The sequence below is a fragment of the Polaribacter reichenbachii genome (assembly GCF_001975665.1).
GTDB lineage: Bacteria > Bacteroidota > Bacteroidia > Flavobacteriales > Flavobacteriaceae > Polaribacter > Polaribacter reichenbachii.
The window spans coordinates 1177129-1190662 of record NZ_CP019419.1 but is presented as its reverse complement, the minus strand read 5'-3'; the positions used below and the strand labels follow the sequence as shown (position 1 = coordinate 1190662).

8 protein-coding genes are annotated in these 13534 nt (G+C 30.0%); 2 read left to right on the top strand and 6 right to left on the bottom strand.

Features of this window, described 5'->3' with window-relative positions; translation table 11 throughout:
• Window positions 1-12: 12 nt before the first annotated feature.
• The 4 genes from BW723_RS04855 to BW723_RS04840 are packed head-to-tail and all read right to left on the bottom strand — an operon-like array spanning window position 13 to window position 6388.
• Complete coding sequence (locus BW723_RS04855) at window positions 13-1866, bottom strand: OmpA family protein (protein WP_227819766.1); 1854 nt, start codon at window positions 1864-1866, stop codon at window positions 13-15.
• 53 nt (window positions 1867-1919) lie between these two features.
• Window positions 1920-2828: a PorP/SprF family type IX secretion system membrane protein gene (locus BW723_RS04850; protein WP_068361506.1), complete on the bottom strand. Its 909-nt coding sequence runs from the start codon at window positions 2826-2828 to the stop codon at window positions 1920-1922.
• A gap of 28 nt (window positions 2829-2856) precedes the next feature.
• Window positions 2857-4542, bottom strand: a complete 1686-nt coding sequence (locus BW723_RS04845; RefSeq protein ID WP_083139761.1) for a lectin-like domain-containing protein — start codon at window positions 4540-4542, stop codon at window positions 2857-2859.
• 34 nt (window positions 4543-4576) lie between these two features.
• Window positions 4577-6388: a T9SS type B sorting domain-containing protein gene (locus tag BW723_RS04840; RefSeq protein WP_068361512.1), complete on the bottom strand. Its 1812-nt coding sequence runs from the start codon at window positions 6386-6388 to the stop codon at window positions 4577-4579.
• A 348-nt stretch (window positions 6389-6736) separates the two neighbouring features.
• On the opposite strand from BW723_RS04840, the gene BW723_RS04835 reads away from it, so the two are divergent.
• Window positions 6737-8023 (top strand): T9SS type A sorting domain-containing protein, encoded by a 1287-nt coding sequence (locus BW723_RS04835; RefSeq protein ID WP_162274031.1) that lies wholly within the window; start codon window positions 6737-6739, stop codon window positions 8021-8023.
• A gap of 83 nt (window positions 8024-8106) precedes the next feature.
• Here BW723_RS04835 and serS read toward each other — a convergent pair whose 3' ends face one another.
• Both serS and BW723_RS04825 read right to left on the bottom strand, forming a co-directional pair.
• Window positions 8107-9381: a serine--tRNA ligase gene (gene serS / locus BW723_RS04830; RefSeq protein WP_068361517.1), complete on the bottom strand. Its 1275-nt coding sequence runs from the start codon at window positions 9379-9381 to the stop codon at window positions 8107-8109.
• A gap of 216 nt (window positions 9382-9597) precedes the next feature.
• Window positions 9598-10530: a bifunctional riboflavin kinase/FAD synthetase gene (locus BW723_RS04825; RefSeq protein ID WP_068361520.1), complete on the bottom strand. Its 933-nt coding sequence runs from the start codon at window positions 10528-10530 to the stop codon at window positions 9598-9600.
• Between the two features lie 191 nt (window positions 10531-10721).
• Between BW723_RS04825 and BW723_RS04820 the strand changes: the two genes are divergently transcribed.
• Complete coding sequence (locus BW723_RS04820) at window positions 10722-13520, top strand: TonB-dependent receptor (RefSeq protein WP_068361522.1); 2799 nt, start codon at window positions 10722-10724, stop codon at window positions 13518-13520.
• Window positions 13521-13534: the final 14 nt, after the last annotated feature.

The following is a 13534-nucleotide window of genomic DNA, read 5'->3' as shown; positions in this document are numbered from 1 at the left end:
CTTTTCTATCTTTTAGAAACTACCATTAAGAATAATAAACTCTGAACGTCTATTGGTTTGCTTTTCTACTTCAGTACATTTAGAACCACAGTCTATTTTTGGATCACTTTCTCCTTTTCCAATGCCAGAAATTCTATTAGAATCAATACCTTTTGATATAACATATTGTACAATCGACTTTGCTCGTCTATCAGACAATTTTTTATTATATTCTATAGAACCACTGTTATCTGTGTGTCCTTCTACTACTATTACCATTTTAGGATAATTTGTCATTACCTCTACAAGTTTGTCTAATTCTAAAGCACTATGTGTTGTAATATTTGCTTTATTAAAATCAAATAAAATAGGATTTAATACAACTTTATTCGCTTGAATAATTTCTTGAATTGGAGTTAAAAATACTTGTATATATTCTTTGTTTTTTTGACTTCCCAAAAACGCAATAGAATTATTCTCATATCCTTTAATTTTTCCATAAACATCTACAGGTTTATTACACGCTATTGTATAATTTATTTTTCCGTTTTTATCTGTTATTTGGGTTGATAACGTTTTACCAAACTTATCATTAAGTATTACGGTTGCTCCTATAATTTTGGTAAAAGTTTTACTATCAATTACTGAAATTGAAAGATCTACGTTGCATGGTTTTAATTGTTTAATAGCATAAATATCATCATTTCCTTTACCGTCACTTCTATTAGAAGAAACAAAACCTTCTTTTGTTTTATTGTTAATGCTAAAAGCAAAATCATCTGAATTACTATTTACAGGTGTACCAATATTTTTTATGGATTGATCTTCTTTATCAATATAGAATATATCCAATCCACCAAGACCTAAATGTCCTGTTGAAGAAAAGTACAGTGTATTATCATCACTAATAAAAGGAAACATTTCTTGTTCTTTAGTATTAATTTTTTTTCCAAGATTAACAGGTTTTCCAAAGGCACCATTTTCTTTAATACTTACCTTAAAAATATCAAAATCACCTACAGTTCCTGGCATATTAGATGAAAAATATAACGTTTTTCCATCAGCACTAACAGATGGATTTTTAACAGAGTAATTGTTACCATTAAATGGCAATCCTTTTATGTTGCTCCATTTTTCTCCATTTTTTTTAGCTGTAAATAATTGAATTACACTTATTTTAGTATTACTTCCTTCCTTTTTTTCATAAACTCCATTGTAAAAGCTCTCACGAGAGAAGTACATAGTATTGCCATCTGGACTAAAAGAAACTAATCCTTCGTGGTATTTTGTGTTTATTTCTCCTTCAATTTCTATAGCTTCTGTAATTATGCTATCTGTCATCTGAACTTTATAGATATCTAAAAAAGGTTCCTCATTCCAACTATATTTTTTTCTTTTCATATTTCTTCCTGAAGAAAAATATAAAATTCCATCTTTAATAGTTCCCCCAAAATCTGACTCTGATGAATTAAAATCTAAAGAACTTAACTCATATTGTTTGTATTGATTTAAAATTTTAAATATATAATCTGGATTTGATTTAAATGCAATAGCTCTATAATCTTTTGGGCTAAGTGTTGCAAATTTCTGCATCCAAATAGCATATAAATCATATTTACCATTAATCTTTAATATTTCTGCATAATTATATATTATTTCTGCATTTTTAGATTTTTCAAGTGCTTTAGCATACCATTTTTCTGCTTCTATAGTATTAAATATCTTATAATTGGCTTTAGCTAATTGTGTATAAACATATGTGTTTGCTTTACCATCTTTAACTACTTTCTGGTAGTTTTTAATAGCATCTATAAATTCAAAATTATTAAAATATTTATCTGCTAATTTTGTGTTTTTATTTTGAGCAATTAAAACTAAATTACTCATTAAAAAAGCTAGTGTTATTATTTTTAAGTATTTCATTTTATTTTATTAAACCGTTAAAAATAACGTGGTGAGCGTGATACTTTTTTTGATAAATTAATGTCGAAATTAAGAAAGACTTCATGTGAAGAATTTGAGGTGATATTTAAATTGGAAGTTACCTTATCATAAGCATAACCAATTCTTAGATTTTGAGAAACTAAAAAGTTAATCACTCCACTAAAAGAGTCATTTAACCTGTAACCAATACCAAATTCTACTTTATTGTACATAAATAAATTGGCATTAATATCGAAACTAACAGGACTATTCTTTGCCATTTTTAATAGCCCGTGAGGTTTAAGTTTAAAGTCTTTTGATAGTTTAAATACATAGCCTGCTGCTGCAAATAAATGCTGGACTTCAGAACCTATTTTTTTATCTTGAGCATTTATATGTACAGAATTAAGAATATTAGGCATAGAAACAGAAACATAGTATTTGCTTGGTTTATAAAAATAAGCTCCAGCACCAACATTTGGTGTTACTTCATTTATTGTATTTAGTAAAGGATCATCTTGATGTAAAACATTTCTATTTGCCAAACCTATATCGAGAAACGTAGCACCTGCTTTAATTCCAAAGGCTAACCTATTTTCTCTTCCTACAGAAATAGTATAAGAAAAATCTGCTGAAGCATTTGTTTCTCTAACAGGGCCAATTTCATCTTTAATTACAGATAAACCTAATCCAACTTGTTTTCCTACTGGAGAATGAATAGATAAAGTTGCTGTTTCTGGCCCTCCTGTTAGACCAACCCATTGTGTTCTGTAAAGTGCTCTTATAGAAAGATAATCTGAAGAACCAGCATAAGCTGGGTTAATTACATTCATATTATACATATACTGTGTATATTGTGGGTCTTGTTGTGCATACGATTGCCATACAAAAAGAAATGCTATAAAGGGTAGATATATTTTATTCATTATTTTAGATTGTGAAATGATTGTTAAGTTATTGTTCTCTATTAATGTATACCCAACCTGTTTTTGGTGGTTTGTTTTTAAAAATAATTTTGTAAAAATATGTTCCAGTAGGTAGCTCTTTTCCGTCTTTAGAAATGCCATTAAACTCATCAGTATATCCATTAGTTTTATGAAAAACTGTAGTTCCATATCTGTTAAAAATTTCTAAGTCTTCAACATTTAAACCGTTTAAATAAAACCGATCATTTAAGCCATCATTATTAGGAGTAATAACTTCTGGAATAACGCATGATTCTATGGTAATTGTTGTTATTATTTCTTTAGAACATCCTCCATTTGTAATAATATAAGATACGTTGTAAGTGGTACCAATTGTTCCATTAGTAATTTCTCCTGTATTACTATTTATTAGAGCTTCGTCTAGTGGCATTGGGTTAAACGTGAAAACTCCTCCTTCTTCTCCGTTTATATTTGCTATTCCACCATCACATGTTAATATGTATGAAATTGAAGCATTTAGAGGTTCACCTACAGAAATAGTTGCAGATTCTGTTATAATCATACTACATCCAGAACCAGAAGTATCTTCTACAAGAGAAATAGTAACTGTTTGATCTGTAGTAGCTTCGTTTACTACAATCGAAGCACTTCCTAAGTTATCTAATTCTATAGTTTGGTTTGCTTCATTATTAATACTGAATGTTATTTTTGCATTAGGAGAACCTGTAATTGTAAATTCTGCATCTTCATTAAAACAAATTGCAGACTTTACTGGAATTATACTTTCAACTACAGCTTTATTAACTTTTACTTCAAAGCTTTCACTTATTATTTCATTACAGCTATCTAAAATTTCTACAGTATAGATAACGTCTTCTGTTGGAGAAAATATAGGGTTTGGTAATGTTGGATCACTAACACCTGCTGAAGGACTCCATTGGTAAGATACTGCTCCATTGTAGGTTACATCTACTGTATCTATAGTGTCACCTAAACAAATTTCTTGGTCTGGTAAATCTTGATTTTTTACAAATGAAAGATATTTAAAACAAACTTGGTGTAGGTTGTAATACAGCCCTGTAGACCCTGTAAAGCCAAAATATATTTGTGATTCTCCATCAAAAACATTCTTAACAAGATCTCCTGTATAAGATATTCTTTCTTCACAATCAAAAATAACTTTAAATGTTTGTGTAGCTGCCACCCAAGATATTTTAACTTCATGAAATTGACCATCCTCAATATTACTTGAGGCTGAAAGTGCACTTATTGGGCCTGCTAAATTTGTTGCTGCATCATGAATTGTACTACCGTTGGATATTAAGGCGATATGATCTTCTGGAATATCTGAACGTTCACTATTCTCAAAAGTGTCAAATTCTACTGCTATAGATGAAAAAATACGTTCGTATCCTAATCCTGCACCTACTATACCAATTTCTGTTTCTGGCGTATCTTTCATTACTAAAGCTATTCCGTCTGCACCATCATTATCATTAGAACCAAAATTAACTTCAAAAATAATTTCAAAATCTGATGTAAAGTCTATCGAATTATCATACCAAACGGATCCTGCTTGTGTTTGTTGATTATCTGTAATAACGTAACAATCGCCACCTGAAGAATATGCATTTCCAAAGAAATTAGGTTTTAGTTGTGCAGAAACTTTAAAAGCAAAAAGTATCATTATACAAAGCAATAGGTTGTTTTTCATGGTTTAATTATTTTTAAGTATTTATTTTATTAAATTATCTTTTTAAGGAAAAATGACCTTTAAAATTTTTATTGGTTGATGTAAAACTATTGGGTTCTATATAATCTATAGAAAACCAATAGTCATTTTCTGGCATTAGTTTACCATTGTAGGTTCCATCCCAACCATTATCTGTAGGAGCAAGTCGTTTTAGTAATTTTCCATAACGATCAAAAATGTAAATCTTAGAATTGGGTTGATTATCCATTCCTGTTATTTTCCAAAAATCATTTACTCCATCTCCATTTGGTGTAAAAAAAACAGGATAATCTATAACAATTACACTATTACTTGCTTCTCCACAGCCTATAGTGTCTCTTACTTTTATAATATGTTCTCCTAAAGAAACATCTCTAAAAATATTTTCTTCTTGCCACGGCCCATCATCTAAACTATATTCATATTCAAACTCACCATTTACTTGTGTTTCTATAATATGCGTATCTGCAAATGCTTCTGTAGTTACTTTACTAATTATTTCTGGTATTACGTTTGAGCTTTCAATAATTTCTACGGTATCACTAGTCTTACATATTGCTCCTGTTGAAGTTGTTTTAGTTACCACATCAACTCTATAAGTTCCCCCTTTAATTGGTGTATAGTTTTCTAGAGTTGCTCCTGCTATTTCTATACCGTTTAAAAACCAAGTAAAATTATACTTATCTACATCTAGACCTGTATCTAACACTACTTCATTCAGCAATTTGCCATCACTTTCATCTATACATAGTGTATAATTTTCTTCTAAATCAAAAACAGGGAGTGTATTAATAATTATTTTTATAGGAACTATAGTGCTTTCACATCCGTTAATGCTTTGCTGAGAAACGTAATAAATAGTTTCTCCAACAATACTGGTATCTATAGTGGGAATTTCTGATAAATTGTTTACACCTAAATTGTCTGAATACCAATTTATTTTATAATCTTCTATGGGTTTTATGTCTATTGGAATGGGAATATCTCCTTCACAATAAGAAATATCATTAACATTTGGAGCAGGTATTAAATCTTCATCATAAATTATACTAATTGTTGATGAACAAAAAGGAGAAACCCATTTATAGATATATTCTCCTGAGGTTGCAAAACCAGAAATTGTTATATTGTTACTAGTTATATCGCTTATAATGGTTATTGATGGATTTGTAGGATCTTCCTCCCAAGTACCATTTCCTATGCTTTCTACTATTACTTCGTTACCACAAAACACTTCTATTGGCCCTGCAGTTAATATTCCAACATTTGCAGTAAAGCTAATATTATCTAAAAAATTTCCAACAGTTTCTCTTCCAGTACTACTAACAGATTGAAATATAAATCGTGTTTTAGGCTGACCAGCAGGTACAAGATATGTTCCTGTATTGTAACTCCAAACTTGTCCTGTAGATACTGGTGCCCCAACATTTACATATGGCCCTCCTGGAGGTCCTGCTAGCAGTTGGCACGTATCTATTCCTAATCTTCCTCTGTGTGCAAAAGCATAATCAAAAAGAGTTCCTTCTGGGCTGTCATAGTCTTGGTATAAGCCTGATACTTCATTCGCATTTAATTCTATAAATTGATTTCCAGAATACGCAGGAATTCTAGTGTTTGACCATATTTCTATAACACCATCTGTTGCTGTTGTCTGCCAACCAGGTACATCTGATTGATCTGGATATATTGGATTTGTTCCAGTATTTATAGGCGTTTCAAAATCAGGATTAATAGTTGTAACAATACATTTATCATCTGTAGTTTGACAAAACAGATTTAAAGTTACTAGCAAAAATAAAATTATAAGGCTATTGTTTAAAGTTGTCATAAATGTGCTAATTGTTTCATATTAATTGGTTTGTGTTTAGTAAATGTTAATTTTTAAAAAAACACTATGTTTATTTAGATTGAATTAAAATAATATATATATTTGCTGCAAATCTAATTAAGAATAGTTCTAAATAAAAAATATTTAACCTTTTATTTTCACTTTTTTTTTGAATTATTCTTTGTCATTAAGGAAGGATATTATTAACAAAAAAATGGGTAAACGTAAGTAATAAACAAAATGTAAATTATAATTAATACTAGTGTTTATAGGGGTTGTACTTAATTTTAATAAAAACGAATACAATAATTATATATAAATTTTTAATTCACACAAACAATGAAAACAATGAAAACAAAACTACACGCTTTAATTATTATGTTATTAACCATAAATTCGGTTTCTGCTCAAAAAACAACAGCAAATGTGAGTATGGGTGGTGGATATTCTAACGCATCATATTACAAACTAAGTACAAAAACCGAAGTAAATTTTAGTGACTTTTCTTGGGATATTGCTTTTTTAAGAACAAGTGCAACTCAATTTGGAATAAGGATTAATGACAACCAAGCTTATAATGTATTTGAAGCATCTAATGATTTAAATGATTGGGATACTATTGATCTTGCTAATGAAGCAAATTGGACACGATTACATAATAGTTTAGAAACTTGGACAAAAGGTGCGTTTGATAATGGATCTGCAACATATGGTTGGGGAGAATATAATCCAAGTAATCATCATGTAGAGGGTACTGTTATTTTTGTTATTAAATTTAATGATGGTAGATTTGTAAAGTTTATTAACGAAGATTATTTTGGAGGTTACACTTTTAAATATAGTACTTGGAATAGTGGTTCTTCTACTTGGGGAGAAGATAAAACTGTAACAATACCAAATACAAATAACCCTGAAAACAGATTTAATTACTATTCAATTAAAAATGGAGAAGAAGTAATTGCAGAACCTGCAATGTCAGACTGGGATTTGAAGTTTACACGATATATTACAGAAATTCCAAATGCTGATGATGTGTCTGGATTTGATGCTAAAGCTGGGGGATCTTACTATTTAGTTAGAGGTTCATTACTTAATGAAGATCTTGAAGTTGCCATAAATGATGAACCAGATGGAACAGCTACAAACCCATCTTTAACATATGCAACAGAGATAAATGCTATTGGACGTAAATGGGCAAAAGTTAAAGATCTTTACACAAGATATGTTGATCCTTATGAAATTTTTTATGTAAAATATCCAGATAACACAGTTTATAGATTATATTTTACAAACTATGAAGGAAGTGCTACTGGTAACATAACTTTTCAATTTAAAGATGTAACAGCTGCTTTGGGTATAAATGATGTTTCAGATAATGTATCTTTTGGAGTTTACCCTAACCCTTCAATAGATAAGCAAATAAATTTAGTTTATGATATAAATAAATTAACAGATAGTAAAAATGAAGTATCAATTTATACAATAACTGGTAAAAAAATATTTAATACATCATTAAAATCAAACTCAGGTTTTTATAATAGAACATTAGATTTATCTAATATACCAAGTGGTATATATATCTTAAAGTTTAATTCAGGTAATAGTTCTACCTCTAAAAAACTGGTTTTAAATTAATTTATAATATAAGAAAGAGCCACCATTTTTTAATGGTGGCTCTTTGTTTAATTTTTTTAAATAGTAGTTAATAACTATAGAAATTATTTTATATAATCAAACCCACAATAAGGCACTAAAACATCTGGAATTTTAATTCCATCTGCTGTTTGATAGTTTTCTAAAATACCAGCCAAAACCCTTGGTAAAGCTAAAGAACTTCCATTAAGTGTGTGCGCTAATTCGCTTTTACCTGCTGCATTTTTAAAACGTAATTTTAATCTATTTGCCTGAAAAGTTTCGAAGTTAGATGCAGAACTAATTTCTAACCATCTGTTTTGTGCTGTAGAAAACAATTCAAAATCGAACGTTAATGCAGATGTAAAACCTGTATCTCCACCACATAAACGTAAAATTCTATAAGGTAATTTAAGCTCTCTTAAAATATTTTTAATGTGCTCAACCATTCCATCTAAAGCTTTATAAGAATTTTCTGGATGCTCAATTCTTACAATTTCTACTTTATCAAATTGATGTAATCTGTTTAAACCACGAACGTGAGCACCATAACTACCAGCTTCGCGTCTAAAACAAGGTGTATAACCAGTTAAAGTGATAGGAAAATCTGATTCTTGCACTAAATCTCCACGAAAAATATTAGTAATTGGCACTTCTGCAGTAGGTATTAAATACAAATCATCTATGGTAGAATGATACATTTGCCCATCTTTATCTGGCAATTGTCCAGTTGCAGTTGCAGAAGCTGTATTTACCAAATGTGGCACTTGCACTTCTGTATAACCAGCAGCCGTATTTTTATCTAAAAAATAATTGATTAAAGCACGTTGTAATCTTGCTCCTTTTCCTTTATAAACAGGAAAACCAGCACCAGAAATTTTGGTACCCAATTCAAAATCGATTATGTCATATTTTTTTGCCAATTCCCAATGAGGAAGTGCATTATCTCCTAAATCAGGAATAATACCTTCACTAAAAATGTTCTCATTATCTTCTTCAGAAGCCCCTGCTTTTACAGAAGCATGAGGAATATTTGGAATTTGATATAAAAGTGCCTGTAACTCATCTGCATAAACTGTTAGTTTTTCAGACAATTCTTTAGAACTTTCTTTTAACTGACCCGTTTTTTCTTTTAAAACGTTTGCTTCTTGTGCTTTACCAGTTTTATATAAATTACCAATCTCTTTGGATATTTTATTAGATTCTGCTAATGTATTATCAAGTTCAACCTGAGTTGCTCTTCTGTTTTCATCCGCAGTTAAAACTTGTTCAATTATTGTTTCAGCATCAGCAAAATTACGTTTTGCTAAACCTTCTAAAACAGTTGCTTTGTTTTCTCTAATAAAGTGTACTTGTAACATTTTCTGTAAGAATTATGAACTGCAAATATATAATTTGTGAAATAGTTTCGCCACGAATTCTTAAATTAAAATAAGCGTAAAATTTTCTTGTTTTGGGCGTTACCTAAAGGTCAGGCTTTCGCACTCGCTTTTTTTGTAAAAAAACAAAAAAGAGCTCAAACAATTGCTCAATCCTTAACGCGTATTGCAAACTACAAAACAAAAGTTATCTAATAATTACAGATGATTTTTAATATAATTTCTGGCAGTTTCTTCATCTTTTTTAAGTTGCTCAATTAACAAATCAATAGAATCAAACTTTTGTTCATCACGTAAAAAATAAATCAATTCTATGGTTAAGTTTTTATCATACAAATCTTGATTAAAATCTAAGAAATGAACTTCAATTGTTTGATGATTACCATCTACAGTTGGTCTATTACCAATATTCATCATCCCAAAAACAGTTTTATTATCAATTAAAGATTTAACCACATAAACACCAGTTTTAGGTATTAATTTATAAGTTTCTTTAACATCTATATTTGCTGTTGGGTAGCCAATTTTTCCTCCTAATTGTTTGCCATTAACCACGTTTCCATTTAGCATAAAGTAATATCCTAAATAATTATTGGCAGTTTTTAAATTGCCTTCGTGTAAAGCGCGTCTAATTTTTGTAGAACTTACAGAAACATCATCTATGTCTTGTGCAGGAATTTCTTCTACTTTAAAATCGTATAAATGGCTATATTCTGTTAGTTGGGTAATATTACCTTCTCTATTTTTTCCAAAATGATGATCGTAACCAATAATTAATTTAGAAATATTGAGTTGATTTACTAAAATATCTCTTACAAACTCTAAAGCAGAAGTTCTAGAAAATTCTTTGCTAAAAGGATGGATAATTAAATAATCTAAACCTGTTTTTTCTAATAAAAAAGCACGCTCTTGTATGGTGTTTATTAACTCAATAGAAGCATCTTTTTGTAATACCATTCTTGGGTGAGGAAAAAAGGTAAGCAATACCGATTTTTTATTTGCTTTTTTAGCTTCTAAAACCAGTTTTTCAATAATTTTTTGATGCCCATAATGTACACCATCAAAAGTACCAATTGTTACAAAAGTTTGGGAGGGTGAAGAAAAGTTTAAAATGTCTTGTACTACTTTCAAAAACGTAAAAATTTATACTACAAATGTACAATATTGAAAAGTGAAAATAGAAAATAAAAATTCCGTTTTAATGTAACTATTTGATAATTAAAATAGAGTGAATTTGTTAAAATCACAAAATATTTGATGATTTATTCAGAAATTCAAAAAAAATCGTATTTTGCATCTTAGTTAACAAATTAATTCAAATTATGATAAAAAAGATTTTACTTATTGCGTTTATAGCTTTTGGTAGTTTAGCAATGGTGGGCCAAACCACTATTACTGGGACAGTTAAAGACGCAAAAACAGGAGATACACTTCCTGGAGCAAACATTAAAATTTATAGAAAAGCCCTAGGTACAACTACAGATTTTGATGGTAATTTTGTGCTTAATATTACAGATAACCCTCCGTTTACATTAGAAATTTCTATGTTAGGGTTCCAGATGGTGAAGGTAGAAATAACAAAAAATAACCAAAAAGTAGAAGTTAGTCTAGTAGAAAATGAAACTTCTTTAGATGAAATTGTGGTTTCTGCATCTAGAACTCCAGAACGAATTATGGAGTCTCCTGTTACTGTAGAAAGAATGGATAGTAGAGCTATTAAAAACACATCAGCACCCTCTTTTTACGATGGTTTAGAAAACTTAAAAGGTGTAGATGTTAATACAAATAGTTTAACTTTTAAATCTGTAAATACTCGTGGTTTTGCAACATTTGCAAATACGCGTTTTATGCAGTTGGTAGATGGTATGGATAACTCATCACCAGCCTTAAATTTTGCTTTAGGTAATTTATTAGGTATGTCTGAGTTAGATGTAAATACTGTAGAATTACTTCCTGGAGCATCTTCTGCACTTTATGGTGCAAATGCCTTTAATGGTATTATGTTTATGACAAGTAAAAGTCCTTTCGACGATCAAGGAATTAGTATTTCTTTAAAAACAGGATTAACTAGTCAAGAAGCAGCTGGTGATAATTCTTACACCGATTTTAGTTTAAGAATGGCACATGCATTTTCAGAAAAATTTGCAGCAAAAGTTACTTTTTCGGCTTTAGACGGTACAGAATGGTATGCTACAGATTATAGAAATACATCGAATGGAAAATATATTGCTGGAGATAGAAATTCTGACAGAAATTACGATGGTTTAAATGTTTATGGAGATGAGGTTTCTACAAACATAAATGGTGTGGCTCAAACATTAGAAAGCTTAGGAATTTTACCAAGTGGTGCTGCTGCATTAGTGCCAAGTGAAAATATTAGTAGAACTGGTTATAATGAAAGAGATTTAATGACCTATAATGCAGAGAGTATTAAAGTTGGTGCATCTTTAAATTATAGACCTTTTGGTAATGATCGTTTAGAGATTATTTGGAATTCTAAATTAGGAATTGGAAACACGATTTATCAAGGTTTAAATAGATATAATATTACCAATTTTTTAATGCAACAACATAAATTAGAATTAAGAGGTAAAAACTTTTTTGTAAGAGGTTATTTAACAAGCGAAGATGCAGGAGATTCTTTTGATACGCGTTTTGCAGCGATTAACATCAACAGAGAATGGAAAGATGATAATACTTGGTTTGGTGAATATGTTGGAGCTTATGCATTAGGTACTTTAGGAGGTTTAACTTCTGATGAAGCACATGCTGTAGCAAGACAAACTGCAGAATCTGGTAGGTATGAACCAGGTACTCCAGAATTTAAAGCTGCCTTCGATAAAGTAACCGCAGATCCAGATTTAGTTACGGGTTCTAAGTTTCAAGATCAAACAAAATTATACCACACAGATGCAAACTACAATTTTCAAGATGTTGTAGATTGGGCAGAAGTGCAAGTTGGTGGTTCTTATAGAAGATATTCTTTAAACTCGATGGGTAGTATTTTTACAGATTACGATGGGCCAATTGATTATGATGAATATGGTGTATATTCTCAAATGCAGAAGAAATTTTTGGAAGAAGATCGTTTAAAATTAACAGCTTCATTACGTTATGACAAAGCACAAAATTTTGATGGTAATTTTTCTCCAAGAATTTCCTTAGCATATGCAGCTGGTGAAAATAAAAATCAAAATTTTAGAGCTTCTTTTCAAACAGGTTTTAGAAACCCAACAACACAAGATCAATACATTGGTTTAAATGCAGGTAGTGCTTATTTAGTAGGTTCTGCACCAGATAATTTAGATCGTTATTCTACTCCAGCTATTACTTTAAGTGGTGTAGGACAAGCAACAACAGGTTCTACAACTGCTACAATTGTTGGTAGAGCTGCTTATGAAAATGCATTTTCTTTAGCATCTGTTTTAGCAGGAGCTCCTGAAGTTGCAGAAACAGATTTAGTAAAACCAGAAAAAGTAACCGCTTACGAAGTAGGGTATAGAGGTATAGTAAATACAGGAGAGTCTAATATTACAATAGATTTAAGTGCTTATTATAACAGTTACGAAGATTTTATTTCATCTAAAAATGTTATTGTTCCATTATATGGTCAAGCTGGTGATAATACGCTTTCTTTATTAGCATTACAAAATGGAGATAGAGCTGTATTTTCTGCATATACTAACTCTACAGCAGATATTAGTTCTTATGGTGCTTCCATAGGTTTAAATACTAAAGTTTTAAACGGATTTAACTTAGGCTTAAATTATACTTATGCTAAATTTGATTTTGATCAATCTACAGATCCAGATTTCGAAGCAGGTTTTAATACACCAGAACATAAATTTAAATTACAATTTGGTAAAAGAGATTTGTTCGAAAACTTTGGTTTTAATATAAACTTAAGATGGCAAGATGAATATTTATGGGAATCTACTTTTCATGATACAGTAATAGAAGACAGAACAGTTATAGATGCTCAAGTAAACTACAGTATTCCAAAATGGAAATCAGTAGTAAAATTAGGTGGTGCTAACTTAACAGGGCAAGAATATTTTAGTGCACCAGGTGTTGGAGCTATAGGCTCACAGTACTACATTTCTTGGACAATTAATAACTAAAAAATAATTAAGAT